16 protein-coding genes are annotated in these 23,919 nt (G+C 40.2%); 7 read left to right on the forward strand and 9 right to left on the reverse strand.

Annotated elements, in window-relative coordinates; genetic code table 11:
• Position 1: 1 nt before the first annotated feature.
• Together ACK2WI_RS10225 and mgrA are read right to left on the reverse strand one after the other, a co-directional pair.
• A complete protein-coding gene (locus ACK2WI_RS10225) occupies positions 2–910 on the reverse strand; it encodes an NAD(P)/FAD-dependent oxidoreductase (protein ID WP_409150665.1) in 909 nt (302 codons plus the stop codon).
• Positions 911–1,057: 147 nt separating this feature from the next.
• Positions 1,058–2,086, reverse strand: a complete 1,029-nt coding sequence (mgrA, locus tag ACK2WI_RS10230; RefSeq protein WP_409150666.1) for an L-glyceraldehyde 3-phosphate reductase — start codon at positions 2,084–2,086, stop codon at positions 1,058–1,060.
• 228 nt (positions 2,087–2,314) lie between these two features.
• Between mgrA and ACK2WI_RS10235 the strand changes: the two genes are divergently transcribed.
• Positions 2,315–3,046 carry a hypothetical protein gene (locus ACK2WI_RS10235; protein WP_409150667.1) on the forward strand — a complete coding sequence of 244 codons (732 nt, stop codon included), beginning with the start codon at positions 2,315–2,317 and terminating at the stop codon, positions 3,044–3,046.
• Between the two features lie 97 nt (positions 3,047–3,143).
• On the opposite strand, the gene ACK2WI_RS10240 is transcribed toward ACK2WI_RS10235, so the two are convergent.
• Both ACK2WI_RS10240 and ACK2WI_RS10245 read right to left on the reverse strand, forming a co-directional pair.
• Positions 3,144–4,718 (reverse strand): RagB/SusD family nutrient uptake outer membrane protein, encoded by a 1,575-nt coding sequence (locus ACK2WI_RS10240; RefSeq protein ID WP_409150668.1) that lies wholly within the window; start codon positions 4,716–4,718, stop codon positions 3,144–3,146.
• Positions 4,719–4,766: 48 nt separating this feature from the next.
• Positions 4,767–7,751, reverse strand: a complete 2,985-nt coding sequence (locus ACK2WI_RS10245) for a SusC/RagA family TonB-linked outer membrane protein (RefSeq protein ID WP_409150669.1) — start codon at positions 7,749–7,751, stop codon at positions 4,767–4,769.
• Positions 7,752–8,180: 429 nt separating this feature from the next.
• Between ACK2WI_RS10245 and ACK2WI_RS10250 the strand changes: the two genes are divergently transcribed.
• On the forward strand, positions 8,181–9,053 hold the full coding sequence (locus tag ACK2WI_RS10250) for a DNA-binding response regulator (RefSeq protein WP_312697727.1): 873 nt from the start codon (positions 8,181–8,183) through the stop codon (positions 9,051–9,053).
• A 47-nt stretch (positions 9,054–9,100) separates the two neighbouring features.
• Positions 9,101–9,916: a family 16 glycosylhydrolase gene (locus ACK2WI_RS10255; protein ID WP_409150670.1), complete on the forward strand. Its 816-nt coding sequence runs from the start codon at positions 9,101–9,103 to the stop codon at positions 9,914–9,916.
• Between the two features lie 49 nt (positions 9,917–9,965).
• Here ACK2WI_RS10255 and ACK2WI_RS10260 read toward each other — a convergent pair whose 3' ends face one another.
• Positions 9,966–11,387 (reverse strand): DUF1501 domain-containing protein, encoded by a 1,422-nt coding sequence (locus tag ACK2WI_RS10260; protein ID WP_409150671.1) that lies wholly within the window; start codon positions 11,385–11,387, stop codon positions 9,966–9,968.
• 26 nt (positions 11,388–11,413) lie between these two features.
• The gene (locus ACK2WI_RS10265; protein WP_409150672.1) at positions 11,414–13,822 is read right to left on the reverse strand and encodes a DUF1549 domain-containing protein; all 2,409 of its coding nucleotides are present in this window, start codon (positions 13,820–13,822) and stop codon (positions 11,414–11,416) included.
• A gap of 327 nt (positions 13,823–14,149) precedes the next feature.
• Between ACK2WI_RS10265 and ACK2WI_RS10270 the strand changes: the two genes are divergently transcribed.
• Positions 14,150–15,133, forward strand: coding sequence for an alpha/beta hydrolase (locus ACK2WI_RS10270; protein WP_409150673.1), 984 nt, complete (start codon positions 14,150–14,152; stop codon positions 15,131–15,133).
• Positions 15,134–16,166: 1,033 nt separating this feature from the next.
• Positions 16,167–16,505, forward strand: coding sequence for a hypothetical protein (locus tag ACK2WI_RS10275; protein ID WP_409150674.1), 339 nt, complete (start codon positions 16,167–16,169; stop codon positions 16,503–16,505).
• A 186-nt stretch (positions 16,506–16,691) separates the two neighbouring features.
• On the opposite strand, the gene ACK2WI_RS10280 is transcribed toward ACK2WI_RS10275, so the two are convergent.
• The 3 genes from ACK2WI_RS10280 to ACK2WI_RS10290 form a co-directional block, all read right to left on the reverse strand.
• Entirely contained in the window at positions 16,692–18,521 is a 1,830-nt protein-coding gene (locus ACK2WI_RS10280; RefSeq protein WP_313368218.1) for a hypothetical protein, read from the reverse strand.
• Between the two features lie 227 nt (positions 18,522–18,748).
• Positions 18,749–19,126 (reverse strand): hypothetical protein, encoded by a 378-nt coding sequence (locus ACK2WI_RS10285; RefSeq protein WP_093095326.1) that lies wholly within the window; start codon positions 19,124–19,126, stop codon positions 18,749–18,751.
• A 204-nt stretch (positions 19,127–19,330) separates the two neighbouring features.
• Complete coding sequence (locus ACK2WI_RS10290; protein ID WP_409150675.1) at positions 19,331–20,398, reverse strand: TolB family protein; 1,068 nt, start codon at positions 20,396–20,398, stop codon at positions 19,331–19,333.
• A gap of 190 nt (positions 20,399–20,588) precedes the next feature.
• Here ACK2WI_RS10290 and ACK2WI_RS10295 point away from each other — a divergent pair, with 190 nt between their 5' ends.
• Together ACK2WI_RS10295 and ACK2WI_RS10300 are read left to right on the forward strand one after the other, a co-directional pair.
• Entirely contained in the window at positions 20,589–22,493 is a 1,905-nt protein-coding gene (locus ACK2WI_RS10295) for an ATP-binding protein (RefSeq protein ID WP_409150676.1), read from the forward strand.
• A 3-nt stretch (positions 22,494–22,496) separates the two neighbouring features.
• A complete protein-coding gene (locus ACK2WI_RS10300) occupies positions 22,497–23,123 on the forward strand; it encodes a response regulator (protein ID WP_409150677.1) in 627 nt (208 codons plus the stop codon).
• The last annotated feature ends 796 nt before the right edge of the window (positions 23,124–23,919 follow it).

Here is a 23,919-nt window from a genome sequence, read left to right on the forward strand (position 1 = left end):
TTTAGAAGTTCTCTTCAGTTAAGATATAATTAACCATTGCTCCCGTGAGGTTTCCGGCAGCAACAGCATTTGCCACTGAGCGCATAGGACTGGTATTATCGCCGCAGGCAAATACTCCTTCTATATTCGTCATTTGGAAAGAATCAGTTTTGATATACCCTTGTTCATTTAACTCAGATCCTAATTCTTGAGGGATTTGGGAGTGCTGTATAAATGGAACTGAAGCATAAATTGCGTCGAATGGGACCTGGCTACCATCAGTAAAGGTCACTGCATTTACGTTTCCTAGGTGATGCACAATTTCTAAGACTTCTTTGTCAATGATATCAATGTGATGATCCTTTATTTTTTGAAGTTGAACATCGGAAAAATATGTTTTTCCAGAGGTCAAGATTGTAATGTTATCGGTCAGATTGTTTACCAATTGGGCTATATGGAATGCCTTTTCATTGTCAATCATAATAGCTGTCTTTTTGCCCTTGAACTCATATCCGTGGCAATAAGGACAATGAATGACAGAAATTCCCCAACATGCCGAAAAGCCTTTGATTTCAGGGAGCAGATCCTTAATCCCGGTAGCAAAGATTAATTTCTTTGCGAAGAGTTTATCACCTTCTTCGGTCTGGATTTCAAATTTACCCTCCAGCTTTTTACCTTTTATAGCTTTAGCATTTAGGAACTCAATGCTCTTGTATTGAGCGACCTGTTCTCTAGCTCTTTCAGCAATAACCTTTGGTTTTTCTCCATCTTGGGTAATGAAATTATGGGAATGAGGGGTTTGCCGATTGCAAGGAATGCCATTATCAATGATTAGGGTGTTTTTCAACGAACGGCCTAAAGCCATTGCAGCAGAAAGACCAGCATAACTTCCGCCAATAATTATGACATCATATAAAGGTTTCAATTCCATAGTATCAAGAATAAATTGTTAATGTAATATTGACTAATTCACATAACAAATATAAAGGATGAAATGGAGATGTAACTGTGTTGCATTTAATCTTAATGTAAAAAAGGCTCAAACATTGTTTGAACCTTTTTTGATCCTTATGGAATATTACAATTCAGCAGATTGCTGCCAGATATTGATCCCGCCATCTTTGGCATATTGATCGATCTGTTTTAATTCTGTTTCTGTAAACTCTAGATTATTTAAGGCACCGACGCAATCAATTACCTGCTGGACTTTACTAGCACCAATCAATGCCGAAGTTACTTTGCCATTTTTTAATACCCAAGCGATAGCCATTTGGGCCAGAGTCTGATTTCTACTTGCGGCAATCTCATTTAATGTCCAGATATTTTTTAGGTTTTCCTCCGAAAGAAAGTTCTTATTCAGAGATTTATCCTGATTCGCACGACTGTCTTGAGGGACTTCGTTTAAATATTTATTGGTCAACATACCTTGAGCAAGAGGAGAGAAGACAATGGATCCCAGTCCTAAATCCTCCAACGTGTCCAATAGATGATCTTCTTCTACCCATCGATTCAACATGGAATAGCTAGGTTGATGAATAATAAATGGTGTACCCAAAGATTTTAAGATATCATAAGCTTCTTTCGTCCTATGTGTATTATATGAAGAAATACCCACATACAGAGCTTTTCCGGAACGAACAATCTGGTCTAAAGCCAACATCGTTTCCTCTAATGGAGTATTTGGATCAAAACGATGCGAATAGAAAATATCGACATAATCTACACCCATACGTTTTAAGGATTGATCACAGCTTGAAATCAAATATTTTCGGCTTCCCCATTCTCCGTAAGGTCCTGGCCACATCAGGTAACCGGCTTTGGAGGAAATGATCAATTCATCTCTCAGGCCAGCAAACTCCTCTTTTAAAATCCTTCCGAATGCCAATTCAGCACTACCAGCTGGTGGGCCGTAGTTATTAGCTAAATCAAAATGGTTAATTCCTAGGTCAAAGGCAGTTTTGCAGATCTCAACCTTTCTGCTGTGAGGGGTATCATCTCCGAAATTATGCCATAGACCTAATGAGATTGCAGGCAAATGTAATCCGCTTTTTCCACAACGGTTATAGATCATCTTGTCATATCGTTCACTTTTTGGTTTCCAGTCCATTGTTTTTGTTTGTTTATTAGTTGATTTATCGATCAGAAGGATATGTTGTTCAATAAATATCCTGTTTTGAACATTACTAATTTAGTATTAATAGCTTGTTTTTAAATCTGAAAATTGTCTTATTTTATGTTAATTTTACGAATTCTCCATTTCCTAAAACCTTCGGGGGAACGATTTTTAATTTAAAGCAATTTTTCTGACTTTTAGGTATCACTAATGGTTAATAATATGAAGAAAATATGCACAAAAACCTTTGTTTTGGTCCTTATTCTAGCATTTGCGATCCAATCATGTACGCAAAACAGCAAACAAGGAACAACTCAAGAAAGTCAGTCAGATAGTACAAATGCTGTATCAACTGATACAATTGCAAGTACTGAAGATACAAATCCAGAAAATATCCAATTGACTGATAAGAAGGTTAAATTTCTATGGCGAGAGAAGAAATACAATCAGGAAGTAAAGGCAGATGTTAGCAGCCTAGTCCTTAATGAAGATTGTATTAAAACCATTTCAGACCCTGAACGAGCAGTATTAGGATTGATAGCCACATTCGTTGGAAATGAATGCGCTTGGGATGGGGAAGCTAAGGAGGATAGGAGTAACCTAAAATGTAAGATCCTTTGGGCCTTAGATCTAGGTTATCAATGCTCATCCAAACAAATGGATTTCTTGAGACATTGGTTCCGTGCTGAGCCTAAGATTCTTGAAGAATTAAAGAATTGTCCAACTACACCGGATGGTGCAACCATTCAAGATACCTTTGATGAAATCAATTTAGAAGTAAAGGGTAATCAGATTCTAGTTTCTTTCAAAGCTAATGGCATCAATCTAAGAGATGCGACCTCATGGAACTGGACCGAAGATCATACTTATGAATTGAGAGGGGATGAGTTGTTTTTGATAAACAAAAAGGTTTCGGAGAAAAAGCAATCGAAGATTTCCGTCGGAGAAAACTAATCCTATAAAAAAGCGAAACTCCCCGATACAAGGCGTACGGGGAGTTTCTATTTGAACTAACCTAATTACTCTAACTACTTAAATTTCTATTTAATAATTAATACCCTTCATTTTGAACAAGATTAGGATTCACTGAGATCTGTTGGCTTGGGATAGGATAAACCAAAGTCTTTGGATCTGGATCTGCAGCTTTCTCTTGCCAAGCATCCAAGAATTTCCCAAAACGGATCAAGTCCTGTCTTCTCCAACCTTCCCAATACAGTTCCCTTGCTCTTTCATCAAGCAGGTTCTCCAAGGTCAAGCTTGGGAAAGCTGTAATACCGCGATTTGAACGGATGGAATTGACGATAGTCAAAGCCTCCGCAGCAGTTCCAGTACCTCCTCTTAAAATAGCCTCTGCCTGCATCAATAGCACATCAGAATATCTAAAAACGACCCAATCGTTGTTTCTTTGTCCATCAACTGCATAATCAAATGCATATTTCATCGGTCTTATTCCAGCTGTTTCAAGGGTTGCTCCAGAAGTCCTGATGGTTACTTCTCGCGTAAATACCAATGGAGCATTCGCAGGGTTTCTCGCCATCAAAGGCTTGTTGGTCGTCCAATTGTATTGCTGACCAGCAAAGAATCCCACATTTTGTCTACCATAGTTTTTCTTTCTGTTAGATGTGGTATCCGCAGGGTAATTATAGTAAATCCCTCTTCTTTCATCTATCGATTCAAATTTGTCGTAGTAGTCTGATAGGGTACACCATCCGTTCCATCCCCCTGGATTTAGGTTGTAATGGGCGATAGTATACCATGTACGATCAACATTCCCACCGCGGACTCCATTTTCGTTGTATAGCGTGAATATGTTCTCCGTAGATTTCACATCGTTATCAGGTGCAAAATTATCAAAGTACTTACCAGGGGCCGCTACAGTGTATTTTCCTGAACTTGTAATTTCTTTTGCCAATGCAATAACCTTGTTCATGTCTTCAGCAGCAAAGGTTGGCTGTTGGCGGTTTAAGAAAGTACCTTTGTTCAAGTAGACTTTCATCAATAGGGTTTTGGCTGCATTCTTATTCGCGACATAGGCCAAATTAGGTCCATTATCCGGTAAGCTATTGATGATTTCTTCCATCTCCTTGATCAAAAAATCTATCGCAGCTTGAGGCTGTAGCACATTAGGAGGAATCCTGAAATCTTCAATGGATTCCCCTTCGCGGATAGGCACCACGCCATAAAGATCCAATAGATCAAACATGGCTAAAGCACGGACAAACCTTGCTTCAGCACCTTGTTGAGGATTTGGATTATAGCGTAAAACCGTTCCGGCGTTATAGATGACCGTACCTAAGCTCACAAAGGTTCCGTTCATATAACCATTGTCCGCATTCCAAGTATGTAAGTGAATGGCACGGTGCATACCGTTATCATCCCAGTCGCCACCGCGGGTAGGAGCCATTGCTGCGTCTGTAGATATCTCTTGCATTACCCAGCGTTGTTCTTGTTGATATGGCGTGTTCAGTGAGTTGTAAGCAGTGACCAAAAGTTCCGCAGGATTAATGTTGGATGCTTCCCCTTCCTCCATTTCACTTCTAAATTCTTCGTTCAGTTTCGTGCAGGAATGGATCCCAACAAACGTAGTTCCTGCCAAAGCGATATATAATAGTGTTCTTAATTTCATTTGTCTAATGTTTTATTGTTACCAATAATATGTTGCTATCCTCCCTTATTACAGTGAAAAGTTGACACCTAATAAAATATTCCTTGCAGGAGGGTATGGCAGGTATTCAATGCCCAATGAAGGAATACCATTGGTTGATCCGTCTGTGTTGACTTCAGGGTCAAAACCAGTGTATTTAGTGAAAATAAATAGGTTTTGTCCAGTCACGGAAACATTGAAATTCTTGAAGGTCTTGCCAATATTGCCCAATGAATAACTCAAGGAAAGGTTAGCTAACTTCAGATAATCGCCTTTTTCCAAGAAGCGTGTAGAAGGAGCAGATGAATTGGAAGTAGATTCCTTCACCGAAGTATCAAAGAATTGTTCTCCGATATTTCTGGAAGAAAGGTTACTCAATCCCAATACGGTTGCTGCAGTATTATTGAATAAATAATGGCCAAAAGCTCCGTTCATATTCGCCGATAAGGTCAGTTTCTTATAACTTACATTCGTAGAAATACCCAGTAGTGTAGTAGGATTCGGACTGTTTGAATAGAACTTATTGATTGCAGGGTCATTTTGGCTGCTGATGCTACCATCTTGACCACGATACATGCTCATGCCTGTATCAGGATCGATCCCCTCATATTGTGCTAAATACCAAACATTCAAGGGTTGTCCGTTCACCATTCTTTGGCCTAATACGCCTGTAAACCCTTGTCCACGTAAGGCACCAGTTTCATAATAGCCGACCAAACCACTAACGCTGTTTTGTAGGAAAGTCGCATTTCCGGTCAAGTCCCAAGTCCAATCGTTCGTATTTACGATGGTACCTGTCAAGGCAACTTCAAGACCTTTATTGACAATCTCACCATCCAGGTTTACCCAGATTAATCCGGCAGGTGATGGTTGGGCAAGGGTTTGCTCAAACAAGGCATCGGTGGTCTTTTTATTGAAGTAGTCAATCGATCCGTACAATCTGTTTTTCAAGATGGCGAAATCCAAGCCCACGTTGATGGTTGATGAAGTTTCCCAGCGCAGGTCATCATTACCGTAGTTGGCTTGGCTGATGCTCTGGTTACCAAAGATAAACCTATTCAATGAAGCGCCAGATGGGAACTCTTGGTTACCTGTTCTACCCCAACCTAATCTAAGCTTCAATTGATCAAAGATCTCATTGGATTGCATGAATTCTTCTTCATTCACATTCCAAGCAACCGCTAGGGACGGGAAGATCGCGTATTTATTGTTTGAACCAAATTTGGTGGAACCATCACGGCGAACTGTTCCTGTAAATAAGTAACGGTTTTTATAATTGAAACCTCCCCTTAAGAACATGGATTGCAGCTCGTTGGTAGGGCTTTTATAGGATGAAATATCGCGGGTAGCCACAGTAGAATATTGCAGATAGTCGAAATAATCAAGGCCCATGTATTTAAATCCACCTCCGAAGGTCATGTTATTCTTGTAATTATAGTTCAAGAACTCATAACCGATCAAACCATTGATATTCCAATCTGGATTGATTTGCTTGTTATAAGAAAGGGTATGCGTCATTTGCAGGTTAGTTTCTGCATTATTGGAGATAAATGCTTGCTCGACCTCTGAAGCAGAAGGGTCAATCAGACCTGCGCGGTACATCCCTTCACGAGCACCAGTTTGGCGCATAACACTGTAAATGAAACGGTATTCCAAATCATCAGTTATTTTGTAATAAGGGGATAGATTGGCAACCATGGTATTTGTGGTCGATTGATCCTTGAATGCATCAATGCTCGTCAGCGGATTTCTTGTTGTTGTACTGACAAAAGTTAAGTTTCCATTTTCATCTCTTATCGGTAGGGTAGGATTCCATTGCATTGCTTGTGAAATCACATTTCCTTCAGCACCTACCATGGCATTGATTGGAGCATACCTATTATCCAATTGGGTAAGGAATAAAGAGACATCCAACCCTAATCTTTTATTTTCCAGGAAGTTGAAATTCCCAGTAAAGTTACCTGTGTATTTTTTAAGTTGGGAACCACGGATGATACCGTTCTGGTTTAAATATCCAGCCGATAGACGGTATTTACCATACTCAGAACCGCCAGAAACATCACCATAGTAGTTTTGTGTAATGGCTTGTCTAGTGATAGCTTTGAAAGCATCCTCATTGCCACCGAAATCAGAATTAGCTGCTTCAGATGGGGTGTAATAATTTAAGGCTTCTCTAAATCTTGCCGCATCCAAAACATCTGGATATTGACGCATGCCCGATACACCGGCAGACGCTCCAATTTGAACTACTGGTTCACCAGCTACACCTTTCTTGGTGGTAATGATAACTACACCATTCGCACCTCTAGATCCATAAATAGCCGTTGCCGAAGCATCTTTCAAGATGTCCATGCTGGCGATGTCACTAGGATTCAAGTAAGTCAAGGGATTTCCACGGTCCGAAGAAAAGCCTCCACGACCTGCAGGAAGTGGTGAATTTCCAGACATCGGTACTCCATCTAATACAAATAAAGGATTGTTACTGGCGCGTATAGAGGAATTTCCACGAATACGAACAGTCGCAGAACCGCCTGGTTGGCCAGTATTGTTGATAACCATGACTCCAGGAGTCTTACCTTGGATTAATTGGTCAGGGGCGGTCATCAAACCTTTGTTAAAGTTCTTGGCTTGAATAGTGACCAACGAACCAGTTAAATCTTTCTTCCTTGCGGTTCCATAGCCAATTACTACGACCTCATCCAATCCCTGATCAGAAGATGATTGCAGTTGGATATCAATATGCTCGCCCGCTATAGCAACTTCTTTGCTTTGGTATCCCACAAAGGATACTTCTAATGCGGTTGCAGCGTTAGGAACTGCTAAATTGAAAGCACCCAGATTATCTGTGGTTACAGCTAATGATGTTCCTTTTACTCGGATGGTAGCTCCAGCTAAAGCTTCACCAGCTTCATTTTTAACCGAGCCAGTAATGTTCTTTTCTTGTGAAAAAACAGGAATCGATAGCAGGATAACCATAATAGTAACCAGGTACTTTTTAAGTAAAGTCTTTTTCATACGGTTGTTTCTAATGTTTGTGTTTTAAGGTTTAGTAATTTATTGAGGAGCTCCTTAACCTAAGCATGCTGCAATCTATGTCAATTAGATTGTCGACTTGGGTTTTCTCCTCGGGCTTCTTGCTGTAAGATTGGCTTTCGTAATTTGGATCGCCACGAAATAAAATTCCGGGCATAGTCCATGCGGATAGAGTGGTTCATATTTGATTAGTTCTGTTGATGTAAAAGTCAATAAAGTAGGTCTTTCTCTGACGTCAAATCGTCTCAATTTTATATCATTTCGTCTCAATGTGTCTTCTAATTAACTTTTTGTTAATGTTTGTCATAAAAGTGGCTGAATGATAAACTTTGATTAATTGTTGTTTTTTTTGTAAATTAGGATTAGACCTAGATTAAACTATTAAACTTATTTATAAACATTACTAATTTTATGAAGCCGATATCTGTACAGTTTAATAAACCTTGCTTAATCAAAAAAAACTCTTGGAATTCCACTACCGAGGGATCTGATCTGATCAATGCTGAACTTCAAAAACCGCAGATTCTATTGCTGGAAAGTGATAAGGAATTATTGGCCTACCTATTCAAAGAATTAAAGAGTGGGTATATCATCCTACGTGCAGAAAATATGGAGGAAGCTGAGCAGATTTTGTTAAAAAACAATATTCAGCTGGTTATTGCAGAGATTTTGTCGCCTGAAATGCAGGGGATTCAATTATGTGAGCGAATCAAATCTGATCCTATGCATTGTCATATTCCTTTGATCTTTCTTACCGAGCAACGTGGTTACGACCTGAAGATTGAAGTATTGCGACATGGAGCCGATGTCTGTATCGAGAAACCATTTTCATTGGAATATCTTTTGGTGCAAATTGAAAATTTATTGTTCAATCGGCAGATGATAAGGGAATATTTCAGCAACCTTTCCATTGTTGGAAATAGAACAGATCTAGAGGCTGATACTTCTGATTATTTTTTAGAAAAATTGTATACTATCGTTGAAGAGCATATTGCCGAAGCGGATATGACTGTCGATCTCTTAGCCGAATTGATGCATATGAGTAGGCCTACCCTCTATCGAAAGGTCAGTAAGTTCTCTGACCTCAAACCCAATGAAATCATAAAGTTGGTGAAATTGGAAAAGGCAGCTGAATTAATCATGCTCCGCCAATTTACCGTTTCCCAAATTGCCAGTATGGTGGGCTATTCGGAACAGTCCAACTTCTCTAGGGATTTCCATAAACATTTTGGATTGCGACCGAGTAACTTCATCAATAGGATGGGGAATAATTTCGCTTCTTAAAAAGGAAGGATACTTTGCGTATGTTTGTTATAGCAAATTACAGCGCTATGAAAAACTCACTCCACATTGAAATACTCCTTCTTTTTTCCTGCATTAGCAGCACTGTCTTTTCCCAGAAAATGGAAAAGAAGAACAAGAAATGGAAATTAGTCTGGCAAGATGAATTCAATTACGAAGGTTTACCAGATTCCACAAAATGGAGTTTTGATACCAAAGGGAATGCCTATGATTGGGGTAATAACGAAGCCCAACATTATACCGCTCATGATACCTCCAATGCTTATGTCAAAAAAGGTTATTTGACGATTACGGCCAAACGACAGGATGCAGGCGGCAAGAAATATACCTCAGCGAGATTGAGGACCATCCATAAAGGAGATTGGAAATATGGGCGTTTTGAAATCAGGGCAAAGGTACCCACTGGACGCGGTACATGGCCTGCTATCTGGATGATGCCTTCCGCAGATACTTATGGTGGTTGGCCAAAGAGTGGCGAGATCGATATCATGGAATATATAGGCTCCCATCCTGATTCTGTCTTGGGTACGGTCCATACCGAAAGCTATAACCATGTCATCGGTACCCAAAAAGGAAAATCAACATACCTGCCAGACGCCCACAAGAAATTTTATACCTATGTTTTGGAATGGGATGCCAATGAGATCAAGATCTATGCGGATAAAAAACTCTATTTCACATTTAAGAATGAAGGGAAAACAGCAGCAGAATGGCCATTTGACCAAAAATTTCACTTGCTCCTTAATTTGGCAATAGGAGGAGGTCTCGGTGGGCAGAAAGGAATAGACGATAGTTTATTTCCACAAAGGTATGTTATCGATTACGTCAGGGTCTATCAACGATAGAAGCTCCCTAAAATATACAGGCCATGATGAAAATCCATCATGGCTTTTTTTATATAAATAGCTCTAATTCTGCCTTATGCACACCGTCGGGAGTTGTGTAGAAAGGTCTTCCTTCCACCACCACATTTTTTTGCGGATCGATGCCAAGGGCATGGTAGATAGATTGATGGATTCTTTCAATCCGAATTGGTTTTTCTATTGTTTTGCAGGGCCTTTCATCAGCCGTTTTGCCATATACAAAGCCTTTTTTGACTCCGCCACCAAACATGAGGATGGAGCTTCCATCTGTAAAGTGCCTGTGCATGCCATAGTTCTTGATATCATTGATAATATCAGGTTGATCAACTTGATGCAGCACTTCTGCACCAGGCCTACCTTCCATCACCATATCGCGGCTGAACTCACTGGCTAATATTACCAAGGTGCGGTCCAAGTGGCCAGAACGCTCTAGGTCTTTCAATAATTGGGCGATGGGTGCATCGATCAATTTCTTCATGTCCTTGGCTCTGGTATGGCCGTTTTCATGGGTATCCCAACCCATGAACGGTTCATATTCACTGGTAACCGAAATAAAGCGTGCCCCTTGTTCAACCAAACGGCGCGCCATCAGGCAACCTAAGCCAAATTTTCCTGTATTATAGATGTCGTAAGTTTCCTTCGGTTCCTCAGATAAATCAAAAGCCTTCGCCTCAGGAGATTTAAGTAATCTATAGGCCTGTTCCATCGAACGTTTAAAGGATTCCTTTTGGTAATCACTGCCTAGGTCGCCAATGGCATTTTTCCCTAAGAGTTCATTATAAAGTTGGTTTCTACGCTCGAACCTACTGAAGGACATCCCTGCAGGCGGTTTAACGGAGTCCAATCCAGAAGAGGGATCAGGAATCATGAAGGGACCAAATTCACTGCCTAATATACCGGCAGTATGGAATGCCTTGAGTTCTTCCGCTTCACCCACGGTCATGCGTTGTCCAATATTGATGAAAGCAGGGATTACCGGGTTTTTTGGACCCAATTCCTGCGCGATCCATGAACCAATATGTGGTGCAGCCACCGTTTGGGGTGGTTCATAACAGGTATGCCAATGGTATTGATGCCTAGAATGTAGAATATGGCCTAAATCCGCCGCCATATAGGAGCGAATCAATGTGCCTTTGTCCATCAAGGCAGCAATCGATTCCAAGCCTTCCGAAAATTCGATTCCATCCAATGCCGTTGGTATAGACTTGAAAGTGCTCAGCACCTTATTGGAGTCCAAGCCTTTTTCATAAGGCGTATAGCGTTTGGGGTCGAAGGTTTCGGTATGTGCCATTCCACCTGCCATCCAAAGCAGGATCACAGAATCGGCGGTGGCTGTTCCGCTGCCCGAACAGGAGGATAACAAGGCAGAAAGGGGAGAACCAGCAGCTAATGCCGCCAAGGTTCCTACACCTGCCGTCCTCAAGAAATCCCTTCGGTTATAATTCAGTTTCATGATTGATTCATTTATCCCATCTGTTTTTATTCAATAAATTGAAATTCTGGGAGTAATACGATTGCCCAAAGAAGTTCCTGCACAGAACCTTCTTCCAGCTTTCCTTCAAATAATTTATTGGCAATCTTTAATTCATCCGCACTAGGCTTTCTTCCCAAAGTTTGTCCATATATAGCTTGGGTCAATTCATTAGGGTCTTTGTATTGCGCCAGCCATTTCTTGGCTCCTTGAATCAAAGTCTCGTTTAATTTAGTTCCATTTGTCAATTCCATGGCTTGCAAGAGAGTGACATGCCCCTCACGCACGCTGATTACGTTTTCCCGGCTTGGTCGCCCTAAGGCCGTTAAGAATGGATCGTTTTGGACCAAGGCTGCCCTTACAAAAGTGGAGGCATCCATATAGGCTTTAGGATCTGCAAGTGGATTGTATTTCAGGGCATCTACCGTATATACCGGAGATACTACCGTACTTAAGGCATCCGAAAATTGTTCGGCAGTGAGTTTCTTTTTTAATATACCCCTGAAGACAAAGTTTGGCGCATTGATCGCACTCTGATCTTCCAATCCAATAGAAGGTTGTTGATAGGTTTTCGAAGTAGTGATCAGATACAGTAATTTTTTGATATCATAGCCCTCTTCCACAAAATTGACTGCCATCCAATCCAATAGATCAGCGCTCCATGGCTTTTTGTCCATTTCATCCGTTGGAGACACGATTCCTCTACCCATTAATTGCGCCCATATCCGGTTCACCAAAGTCCGGTAGAGTCTGCCATTTTCAGGTTGGGTCAGGAGTTGGGATAATTCTTTAGATTTTTCCTGTACAGTCCCGGTTTTGCTGATGGTTCCTAATTCTGGCCATAAAATCCGGGTATCCGCCATTTTTCCAGTAGGGATATCACAGCGGTTGATTTCCAGCTGTTCTTCAGAAAATATATTGGCAAATGCATAGGCATCATCTAATTTCCAATCACTCACAAAGCTATCATGGCAAGAAGCACATTTCAGGTTGACCCCCAATAAGGCCTGGGAAACATTTTGCGCGGCCTGCATAGCGGTGGTCTGGCTGCTATTGACTGCACCCCTCCAAGCAATTCCTTTGATAAAACCTTTGGACTCTTCCGTAGGATCCAGCAATTCCATAGCAAATTGTTTATAAGGCTTGTTGGTTTGCAGAGATTTAAATAACCAATCAGAAATATTGAAGCGCCCTCCAGTGATATAGCCTGTTCCAGAATAATCATTTCGTAATAGATCGTTCCAGAAGGTTGTCCAATGCGTTGCGTATTCTCGATCCTTAGCAAGGAGGCTAGTGACCAGTTTCTCCCGCTTTTCAGAATTAGCATCGGCTACAAAACTCTTGATTTCCTGATCAGTAGGTGGTAAACCGATGAGATCGAAATACACCCTACGGATATAGGTGCGATCGTCCACAGGTTTTTGCCACTGTATTCCATTTTTCTTAAAATAAGCATTCACCAAGCGGTCAACAGGATTTTCCATTCCTGCAACAACGGCTGGTAATTCTGGTTTTCGCGGTTCCAATGGCGCATTTGGAAAAATTCCTTTAATATTATCTGGCCAAGGCGCACCTTTATCGATCCATAATTTGATAATAGCAATATCCTTTTCTCCCAGTGGTTTTCCTTTGCCTGGCATCGCTTCTTTATGACCGGGAGGGAGAGAAACCCTACGGAGCAATTCACTGTGTTCTGAATCTCCAGGTAGTATGACTGGTCCAGACTCACCGCCCTTGAAGACCATATCCTTTTGGTCTAGGCGTAACTCTCCTTCGGTTTTATCACTACCATGGCATTGAAAACAATGGTGGGCAAATATCGTCCGTACCGCTAGGTTCAAGTTGACCTGCTGTTCGGTTGTTAAGCTATCGGATTCAGTGGAAAAAGAGGCGAAATCAAACTCTGCAGATGATACTCCACCTGCAATTTCAGCTAAGTTCTCATCTTGAGGCGCCCAAGGCGTAGTGCTCAGTAGATAATCCTGTCCATGGGTTAAGGATCCACCAAAATGGCCTGCCATAAAAATACTTAAGACCGTCAAGAGGAGCGAAGTGCGATATATGGGGATCAATCCTTTTTTATCATGCTTCATGATCTGCAGGAGAACAAGAGCGCTAATGGCTCCAAAAACGGCGGTGCTGATACCGGACCATTGATGCCATTCAAATGTTTCCCCAGAATATGTACCTGTATTGGCCAAGAATAACCCTAATCCAGCTGCAAGGACAGCCGAAACTGCCCCAATATAAATTAACCAATTCGTTCCTGTCCTTAGATTGGATTGAAAGCTGCGGAGCTTCGCAAGCTCCATAAAGCCAGCAACCAAAATCAGGGCAACCGGAAAATGGACCAGCATCGGGTGTAGTCTCCCTAAAAATACCCAACCCCACCTAGGCTCTGCTTCAGTATTAGTCATTTCCTGGGTTTCAACCACAACTTCTTGGGCTGAAACTATGAAAAACAAAAGCATAAAGCCCAGCATAAGGCATGCGGATTTATGGAAGGAAAAAATCTTTTGACTAGTTGGTTTATACATGATTGGTCCTTTATTGCTGACCGGGTTTAACTAAAGTTAATAAATAATTCCCAAGGACCATCCTGCACCATCATGTTATGAATAGCCTCGAAATCAGTAATTAACAGCTTTCTGCAACAGTTTGCCCGATTGTTTGTTGTATATATATTCTAATTGTTACGATGTTTCCTTCGTAACCCTAATTTTTTAAATCTTAACACTATTACTATGTCAGAAAGAAAAGCAGAGAAAGACCCACAAATCATAGTTCAAATCCGTGAATTTTTAGATGGCCTCAACAATAGCGGTGGCGAGCCATTGGAGACGCTGTCTCCTGAAGATGCACGTCAAGTCTTGGTTGATGCTCAAAAATCCGTAAAGGTGGACTATTCAGGGATTTCAGAATCGGAAAGAGAAATTAGCCAAGATGGTATTAAGGTCAATATACATATCGTTAAACCAGAGAAGTCCAAAGATAAAAAGCTGCCCGTATTTATATTTATCCACGGTGGCGGCTGGATTTTAGGAGATTACCCAACCCATAGGCGTTTGGTTCGGGATTTGGTGGTTAATTCTGGCGCAGCAGCTGTCTTTGTTGACTATACGCCTTCACCAGAAGCAAAATACCCTGTTGCCATCAATGAAATCTATGCTGCTACAAAATGGGTTGCGGAGAATGGTGATGAAATCGGAGTCGATGGATCAAATCTAGCCATTGCTGGAAATAGCGTTGGCGGCAATATGACCGCAGTAACCTGCCTGATGGCAAAGGATAAAGGCGGACCCAAGATTAAGTTCCAATTGCTATTATGGCCAGTGACCGATGCAGATTTCAGCAGAGATTCCTGGAAGAAATATGCAGAAGGAAGGTTCTTGACCTCCAATATGATGAAATGGATGTGGGATAACTATTTGCCCGAGGAAAGTAAAAGAAAAGAATACTATGCTACCCCTTTCAATGCCAGTATCGAGGAATTAAAAGGATTACCTCCAGCATTGGTTCAATTAGCAGAGAATGATATTCTTTTCGATGAAGGCTTAGCCTATGCAAGAAAATTGGATGAAGCAGGAGTACCTACCACCATTCAAACTTATAATGGGTTTATCCATGATTATGGTTTGTTAAATCCTTTGGATCATATCCCTGCAGTAAAATTTTCAACAGAATTGGCGGCTCTTGGTCTGAAGAAAGCCCTTTTTGGTTTGGAATAGATCTGGTGTTTCTCATTTTTTTATTCAAAGAGGATGTTAAGAGGGGCAGTTTGTCGCAAAAAAGCATTTCTATTCGGGTGTCAAACTGAGGCACGAAGTTTCTCAGAACTATACAGACAATGATTGCATTGGCGTACAGGTCCTTCAAACCACGTGCACAACTCTGGGGTCATCCTGACGCAGGAAGGATCTCGGAGCTGTACAAAGGATGGAGGTATTGGCGTATATTTCTTCACACCACGTGCACAACCTTAGGGTCATGTTGAGAAGGAAAAATTTGCATTAAATTTATTGGAAGGTGATGACAGCATGTTGGCAATGAAAATAAATTAGCTTTTTTATTTTTTAAATATAGAACCCCTTTTGGGGTTCCATTATTTTAGCAGACATGGCACGTTAGCCTGGAAGTCGCGCAAAAACGATGTTCGATTAATCGAACATCGTTTTTGCATTAGCCCTATATTGTTTGAACCCATTGCTAAAATAATTCTGCCCTTCCAGGGCAGTAATTCGCAAAACAGCATTTCTATTCCGGTGTAAAACTAAGGCACGAAGTTTCTCAGAAATATACAAACAATGATTGTATTGGCGTACAGGTCCTCTATCTTCGATAGAGGATGACAAAATGTAATGGACATTTACATACAGATTCTTCACTATTCGTTCAGAATTGGAAGTGTCCCAGAGAGGGATTCAGAGCGCAGCGAAGAATCTATTTATTATTTTTTTTAAAGAATCTTGTCATCTCGAATCGTAAGATGAGAGAACCTTTCAAATGATTGTGAATAGTTCCGAGACCCTTCGGCGGGGCCTCAGGGTGACACTAAAAAGGGATTGAAAAATATTTCACCCACGCGGTGGGTTTTCCGTATTGCAATCTAATTTTTTTTCTACAAAGATTTCACCCCCGCTAGGGGTTCCCTAAAAATACAAACATCTTCCTTCCGCAGGAAGCCCTTTAGCCTCCGGCTCATTTCCTTGGCGGAAAAATGGATAAAATGCCGATGCCCTGTGCGATGGGATTGGCCTTGGAATGCTTTCAAAAGATCATCCTATCAAAAGGGATGATCTATTGAAAGATATTCCCGACAACAAGGCATTCTATCCATGTGCTATGGGTTGTGCGAAAAGCCACCTTAAATGGGCCGAAGCGTTACGGATTCGAGTTGTCTTTGGTATCCGTGAGCTCCTTCGTCGGTTTGTTTACTTTTGTGCTCCAAAAGTAACAGAGAAATATTGGCATCTCGATGTTCATCTCGACGGTTATCGAAGCCGAGATGCCGCTCGATGTTCATCTAAGGTACAATGGATGTTCATCTCGACGGTTATCCACCGAAGCCGAGATGCCGCACGATGTTCCTTTGAGAAATAGAAAAATATGGTCTCCAGCCCCTTAACATTCAATTATTAATCAGGTTATTATCCTGACCTGCTTCGAGACTTATTCGAGACATGTTCGAGAATTATTTTATCCAGTTCGGCGTTTTCCGAATATGCCTCGAATAAGGTCAAGGAATAATTGCCAATTATTTGACAAGTCTGTTAGCTTAAGTCAATTTTATTTATTGTAAAGAGTGAAAAATGGAATATCCACCAATAAAGAAACATTGAACCTCGAGACTGAAATATTCTTTTCAGCGATAGCAGCTTCTCCATTTCCGATCTTGATGGTTCTTAGGTTTGGAATATAATTATAATGAGCTCCAAGGGTAATTGGCGAATTTTTAAAGTTATAATAGAGCCCTATTCCTGGGGCTAGGAAATGTTCAAATTTTAGGTTGGAAAAGAAGGTGGTGTCATTGTTCAAGCGGACATTGACTAGGGTTCCTAGATCAATGATGCTGGCAAATACAGTGAAATTTTTATTAAAATTGATCGATACGCCAATGGGGGCTGCTAATCCGATATTGGTCTTTGCTTGGTTTTCGGAACCATAGGCTATCTCGTTTCCGGCAGTTAGTCCAACATATCCATTCAAACTGACATTGAAATTGCTATTTCTTTTGATAGAACTTCCTCCGATGGGCAGGGCGTAGGCTTCCAGCAATTGTTCCATATCCTTATCATCTTTTGTTTCCGCAAGTTGGACCATAAAGATGAGGGATCTACGATATTTATTTTCATCATCTTCTGGTAGGTACTCTTTCATTTGGCTTAAGATGCTTACTAGGGCTTTTTGGTAATCTCGTCGGACTAATGAGGAGGCGAAGTTCTGATAATTTGAAAAGAAGGTGAGATATTCTTTGTTTAAATAGAAAATATCTTCTGCAATGCCTGATTTCAAGAATGTTGAAAATGAGGATTGGAGCATTCCTAAAAGGGCCAGACCCTGTTCGGTATTGAGATAATAATTGTTTTTGGCAATAAACTGGCTTGCAGCATTTAACTCATCAAAATAGAACAATAATTGTTTTATAGAATTTTCAAAGCGATAGATGTCATATTTATAGGAATAGGGTTTAAATTGTTCATTTAGGAGGCCGATAAAATATCTTTTGGTCTTATAATTTGGATTAGTGATGTTTAGTTGGTTGAAATTGATCCAAGTACTCTTTCCTCCAACAGTATCTCTCAAGGCTTCTGATAATAGGTGATTTATGGCGATTGCTTTAGCAATTTCCTGATCATGGTAGATTTCACTGTTTAATTTTTGAAATATGCCAGGTAGTGAAATCCCAGTGCCTAAGTCAGCGTGTAAATTGGCTGCAATTTTTAGGATGTCCGCACCTTGAGGCGGAATCCTTGGAAAAACCCGATAAGCTTCACTGGCCAGCCTTTTATGGATATTGCCAAGGTCATTATCGACCACCTGTCTTAGGAATATCAAATCTGCACTATAATAACTTTTTAGATCATATAACCTTTTGGTTTCTTGATAAGTTTCTGGGAGTAAGGCATCGAATATCTGCTCTTCTTTGGCAGAGATCTGGTCAAATAGTTTATTTAATCCATAATATATAACTTCTTGTTTGAATCGATTGGCCATAAAGGTTGAAAGGCCATTGATTACTGCTGCTTCCCAACCAAATCCTGGAGCTGTATTTAACCCAATTGCCTTAACATCTACGTCCTTAGATTTCGCTGAAAGATTACTGCCCTTATCCTTATCTTGATTAGCTTTAGTAGTTAGTTCAGAAATCTTCTGTTCCACCGAAGGCTGAATCTTTATTGCATCTAATAAATCCTGTAAAAATGGGTTTTGTATGTGATCTGCATTTTTTTCATTGATATTATACCTTGCTAAGACGGATTTTATTTCCTCTGAAAAGGAGCGTAAGTTTGAAACTTTTTTTGTTTTTACCAGATTTTCCAATTCTGCAAGATATACAGCATCAGCATAAGTTGGCTGAATATTGGGTTTGGGAGGATTTTGTCCAAATGAAAGCATTGGAAGAATAAGGAAAAGAAAGAAGGGCCATTTCATATTCAGGAATAATTAGGTATTGGCAATTATAGCTTGCCATTAGTGTAAGTGATCGTAATAATTGGTTGTTGGTTTGCAATACACAAAGTGTATTTTAACCTATTCTAAAATACAGGAATAAATAGTGGATGGAAATACCTATTGGTAGGTATTTTTAGAGAAAATATTGGGATTAAAGAGGATTTAAAGAGCTATCCAATCATTAAGGTATAAAGGAATCTGCCCAATCCGCCAAAAATAAGGGCTAGACAGAATGAAACTATCCCAAGTATGTTTTTCTTTGTTTCGATAAATTTCAAATCTGCCTCTTGGTATCCATTGAAGCGTTTGGCAATTTCTACCCCTACTGTTCCATCATAAAAGCCAACCATTCCTGATAAAAAAAGAACGGTATTGGCCGTTGCGAACATCGATAAAAAAAAGCCACTCAGAAAATAAGTAGCAAATGAAAAGATGATGAAATATGCGTAATTGAATTTGAATTTGTTAGCGATTATTGGTCCTAAAGTGTCAATGATGGATACAGAAAGAAGAGCCAATACAAAGATGATTACAATTTGGATACTCATATTATCAGTTTTGATAAAGTATAAAAATAAGATAATCTGAAATGTTATAAAAAGATTATGAAGAATATGTTAGGTTACAATTGATAAGTGTATTTCTTTTTGTTAAAAATGAAAGCAAACAGACCATACGGCCTGTTTGCTTCTTTGAAACTTTGTTTATTACTATGAGAAGCCTATCCTAGATAGGTTGAATCATACATTGATTTATCGCCAGATCAGATTCGCACTACAAGGTACTCCTGCATAATCTGCATCTGGTTGTTTGAGCCAAATAGCACCGCTATCCTTCTTTTCCAGATCATACATTTTTCCATCGGCAGGAATAATAACGATGTATCCATACTTACCACCTACAGATGCCACCCATGATCCATCTGCATAGTCATGGTCGCTCCAAGGTGTACCCCCTTTACTTGCACCTGTAAAGGCTATGTAGTTGCCGTCAGGGGAGAAGGTAGGTCTATGTTCGCCATCATAGCTTACCACTTCTGACAATTCGCTGGTAGTGATCTGCTTCATGTCGCTGCCATCAATATTGCACATCCACAGATGCCTTTCCTTACGGAATGCCAGTTTTGTGCCTTGTGGATTGACGGTAACTGAACTAATGCCTGGTTGGGAAAAAACATTAGGAGCGGTCTTAAAGCCATCTGCTGCTGAACTCTTAAAAACTGAGTTGCCAACCCTGAAAAAGACCGTATTATCAGCAGTCCAGACCGGGATACCATAGTTCAGGAAACTCACTCCCTTCACATACCATGAATTGATAAAATTTCCATTTGTAGCGTCAATGATCGTTATTGGCATATCTGCAAAATGTTGGGCATCTAAAACCAGGTATTTTTCATTTGGGGAAATATGGGCATCAGTAATTTCAATATCATCGGCTTCATAGGTGATATCAAAAACGTTTTTTCCATCCTGTAAGGAACTATAGTCCATTTTTGCCCCTTTATCGCGAAGCACAAATCTTCTTTCCGTAAAATTAAAGGCGCCTTCAACATCCATCGTCAGCAGGGTCTTTTTGTTGTCCCAACTGATATCATAACTATCATACCTAGAATTACCAGGGCCAATACCTATCCATTTGTCATTATATTTTCCTGAGCCAAAATCCATATAGCCCACTTCGCCAGCAAAATACCAATACAAACTACCAGGTAGGTTTTTTATCGCTTTGCCATCAGCACCCATGATGTCATCTTTGCTGCAAGCTGAGATGGAAAGAATTATTCCTATTATTAGGGGCAAGATTAATTTTATCGTTCTCATAAACCTGGATTTATATTTTTTCTTGTTAGCATTTTTCTTTTTGACGATTTCTAAAGCTTAATACAAAGTTAAATCCAGCCCATTTTTATAGCAATACTATAAATTGACTAAAACCTTCTACTAGTTTTCAAGTAGTTTTAATTATTAGCGTAACATTTTTGATAAAATCCACGTATCTTAATGCATACTTATGCCTGTCGTTCGAGCCTATATTGTCGCCATATTTCTGCTGCTACTCCATATTATGGCCAGTGGACAGGAACTTCCAGCTCTAGAATCGAAACTCAACCAAGCTAAAACCAAAGAAGAGAAATTTAATGCCTTGGTCAAACTTTCCGATTATTGGTCCTATCGGGATACAGCAAAAGCCTTTGAAACCTTAAGACAAGCACAGCCTTTGATCGAAGGGAAGGACTTCTTGCAGGGAATCTATCTTTTTTATGAAGCTGGAATATACTATGGGTATGACAATCCGAGAAGTCAAAAGCTCTATCTAGAGGCTGAAGAATTCCTTAAGAAAATAGACCGGCCAGCTGCCTATGGCTATCGGGCAAGATTGTGGCATAATTACGGGTCGCTGGAGCAACAGGCTGATAATGATAAGTCATTTTTGGATATCACATTGACCTATAGTATTCCATTTGCCATAAAATCAGGGGATAACGATCTGCTGTTGAGTTATTTTACGGATGTAGGATTGGTGTTCTATAACAATAAAGAATATCAGAAAGCTTTAGATTATTTTGAAAAGGCGGTTTCATTGGTCCGAACTCCTGAACAGGAATCAGCAAACCTATTATTTGCCTATCTCAATATGTTTGATTTGTTCTATTCGATGAAGGAAATAGAAAAAGGAGAAAGGGTTTTGAGTAAGGCCGAGAGTTTGCTGAATAAGTTGGAGGATAAGAAGTTTGCTGCTGTATATTATAAGAATAAAGCGAGGTCACAGATCCATAAGAAAAATTACAAAGAGGCATTAAGGAGTATTGAGAAAGGGCTGGAATGGGCAAAGGAATATAACTCCTATTGGGATTTCTATTATTTAAAGTATGAAAAGGTTGTTGTATATAATTTGATCGAAAATTATCAGGCGGCAAAGATTGAACTTGAAGAGTTATTACAAGATCCAAGAGGGACAGTCATGACCAAGAACCGATTAGGTTTGATGAGTGATCTTGCGGAAATGGAGGCGAAATTGGGAAATATGGGGGCTGCATACCAACTAATCCGCAAGCATAAACAGATGAGTGATAGTCTGAGTTCATTGGACTTCAAAAAGCAAATGGCTGAGCTGGAGACTCGGTATAGGACAAAGGAAAAGGAGCAAGAGATCGTACTTCTCGAAAACCGCAATTTATTGAACAGGGCTATCCTGATCGGAGGGCTGCTATTGACCAGTATTTTTGGGCTCTGGATTTGGTATGCATGGAACGTCCGGAAAAGGCGGAATATGAAGGATACCCTTCTTCTCAAACAACAACGTGAAATTGATGTGGCTAAGGCCTTGGTCGATGGGGAGGAACAGGAGCGAAAGCGTCTGGCGAGAGAACTTCATGATGGCCTATTGGGTAGAGTTACAGGGCTAAAGATGAATGTGGAACGGATTGCTAGGGATTCTGAACAAAAGGATCTGCCCATTGTAGTCAATGAACTGGAAACTGTTATAGTCGATTTACGGCATACAGCGCAAAATTTGGAACCGTCAGTCCTGAAGAGGAATGGGCTGGATGAAGCAATCCGACATTTCTGTCGGTCCATGCAATCCGGTAGTACTCCAATATCCTATTATGGGCAGGGATTGGAGGAAATAAAAGATAAGAACCTTCAATTATCTATTTATAGAATTGTGCAAGAACTTATTACCAATGCCGTTCGGCATGCTGATGCAAAAAAAATATTGCTGCAATGTTCCGTAGAAAATGCTTACCTCATGATTGAAGTGGAAGATAATGGGAAGGGCTTTATGCCTGACAGTATAGAGAGAAACATGGGATTGGATAATCTAGAATCCCGAGTAAAATCTATTGGGGGGATATTGAAGATCGATTCCCAACCTGCTGAAGGAACGCATATTATTATTGAATGTCAATTGTAAATTATGATTAGAACCGTTATTTGTGATGATCATCCTTTGATTACCCAAGGATTGACTAGTTATCTTGCCGCACACGAGACTATTGAAATTATTGCCTCTACTTCCAGTGCTAGTGAGTTGCGGAATTTAATCTCAAAGATTGAAGTTGATGTCCTCTTGTTGGACATTCAATTGCCAGATGGTAATGGAGTTGACCTGTGTACGGAGTTCAAGGAAGTCTATCCTGATCTGCAAGTTTTGGCTTTGAGTAATTTGGATGATAGGAATGTTATCCTTAGGATGCTGAACGCTGGGGCTTCAGGGTATTTGCTCAAAAGTGCTGCGATGGATGAAATTGTAAAAGCCATTAACCATATCCATGAAGGTGGAGTTTATCTGGATCAGAATGCACAAAAAAGTTTGGGTAGCTCGAAGGTCAACTTAGCGGAGGAATTCCCGCCAATTACCCGACGGGAAAGGGAGGTGATAAAATATCTTTCTGAGGGCTTGAGTTCAGTTCAGATCGCTGAAATCATGTTTGTCAGTCCATTTACGGTAGATACGCATCGTAGGAATCTCATGCAAAAATTCAATGTGAATAAGACGGTCAATCTGCTGCAAAAGATTAAGGATTTGGGATTGGATGAATGAGAATAATGGTAATTAGGTTGAATGGTTGAAAGCCCCTAGAAGGGGTGAAATATTTTGCTACGAATCCCCATTATGACAATAAAACAATAAAAAATAGTTCTCTCATCTTACGATTCGAGATGACAGCAATCCTTAAAAAAAATAAAAAAATAGATTCTTCGATCCTCTCTGAATCCCTCTCAGGTATATCCAATTCTGAACGATTAGTGAAGAATCTGTACGTAAATGCCCACTACATTTTGTCATCCTAAATCGAAGATTTAGGACCTGTACGCTAATACAAAAATGGTTTGTATTGTTCTGAGATCCTTCCTGCGTCAGGATGACCCCTTCGTTGTTAACGTGGTTTGGAGGATTGTTTGCCAATACAAAAATGGATTGCATGGTTCCGAGATCCTTCCTGCGTCAGGATGACCCCACCGTGGTTAACGTCGTTGAAGAACTGTACGCCACTACAAAAATGGTTTGTATTGTTCCGAGATCCTTCCTGCGTCAGGATGACCCCATGGTTGTTAACGTGGTTTGTAGGATTGTTTACCAATTCAAAATGGTTTGTATGGTTTCGAGAAACTTCCTGCGTACCTATGACACGTTTGTTAAATCTGTGTTTTTTGGTTTAGACCTATATTTATTTACCAGAAGAATATTTTTTATCCGCCATACATCCCCAGCGGGGGATGAATTATTTTAGCATGGATGGTAAACAATATAGGGGTAATGCAAAAACGATGTTCGATTAATCGAACATCGTTTTTGCGCGACTTCCAGGCTAACGTGCTATGTCTGCTAAAATAAT

It is taken from the genome of Sphingobacterium sp. BS-2 (genome assembly GCF_046161205.1).
Lineage (GTDB): Bacteria > Bacteroidota > Bacteroidia > Sphingobacteriales > Sphingobacteriaceae > Sphingobacterium > Sphingobacterium mizutaii.

What these genes read in the sequence shown, in the direction of transcription:
- ACK2WI_RS10225 (WP_409150665.1), bottom strand. Translation starts at nt 910, where the DNA reads ATGGAATTGAAACCTTTATATGATGTCATAATTATTGGCGGAAGTTAT.
- mgrA (WP_409150666.1), bottom strand. Translation starts at nt 2,086, where the DNA reads ATGGACTGGAAACCAAAAAGTGAACGATATGACAAGATGATCTATAAC.
- ACK2WI_RS10235 (WP_409150667.1), top strand. Translation starts at nt 2,315, where the DNA reads ATGAAGAAAATATGCACAAAAACCTTTGTTTTGGTCCTTATTCTAGCA.
- ACK2WI_RS10240 (WP_409150668.1), bottom strand. Translation starts at nt 4,718, where the DNA reads ATGAAATTAAGAACACTATTATATATCGCTTTGGCAGGAACTACGTTT.
- ACK2WI_RS10245 (WP_409150669.1), bottom strand. Translation starts at nt 7,751, where the DNA reads ATGAAAAAGACTTTACTTAAAAAGTACCTGGTTACTATTATGGTTATC.
- ACK2WI_RS10250 (WP_312697727.1), top strand. Translation starts at nt 8,181, where the DNA reads ATGAAGCCGATATCTGTACAGTTTAATAAACCTTGCTTAATCAAAAAA.
- ACK2WI_RS10255 (WP_409150670.1), top strand. Translation starts at nt 9,101, where the DNA reads ATGAAAAACTCACTCCACATTGAAATACTCCTTCTTTTTTCCTGCATT.
- ACK2WI_RS10260 (WP_409150671.1), bottom strand. Translation starts at nt 11,387, where the DNA reads ATGAAACTGAATTATAACCGAAGGGATTTCTTGAGGACGGCAGGTGTA.
- ACK2WI_RS10265 (WP_409150672.1), bottom strand. Translation starts at nt 13,822, where the DNA reads ATGACTAATACTGAAGCAGAGCCTAGGTGGGGTTGGGTATTTTTAGGG.
- ACK2WI_RS10270 (WP_409150673.1), top strand. Translation starts at nt 14,150, where the DNA reads ATGTCAGAAAGAAAAGCAGAGAAAGACCCACAAATCATAGTTCAAATC.
- ACK2WI_RS10275 (WP_409150674.1), top strand. Translation starts at nt 16,167, where the DNA reads ATGCTTTCAAAAGATCATCCTATCAAAAGGGATGATCTATTGAAAGAT.
- ACK2WI_RS10280 (WP_313368218.1), bottom strand. Translation starts at nt 18,521, where the DNA reads ATGCTTTCATTTGGACAAAATCCTCCCAAACCCAATATTCAGCCAACT.
- ACK2WI_RS10285 (WP_093095326.1), bottom strand. Translation starts at nt 19,126, where the DNA reads ATGAGTATCCAAATTGTAATCATCTTTGTATTGGCTCTTCTTTCTGTA.
- ACK2WI_RS10290 (WP_409150675.1), bottom strand. Translation starts at nt 20,398, where the DNA reads ATGAGAACGATAAAATTAATCTTGCCCCTAATAATAGGAATAATTCTT.
- ACK2WI_RS10295 (WP_409150676.1), top strand. Translation starts at nt 20,589, where the DNA reads ATGCCTGTCGTTCGAGCCTATATTGTCGCCATATTTCTGCTGCTACTC.
- ACK2WI_RS10300 (WP_409150677.1), top strand. Translation starts at nt 22,497, where the DNA reads ATGATTAGAACCGTTATTTGTGATGATCATCCTTTGATTACCCAAGGA.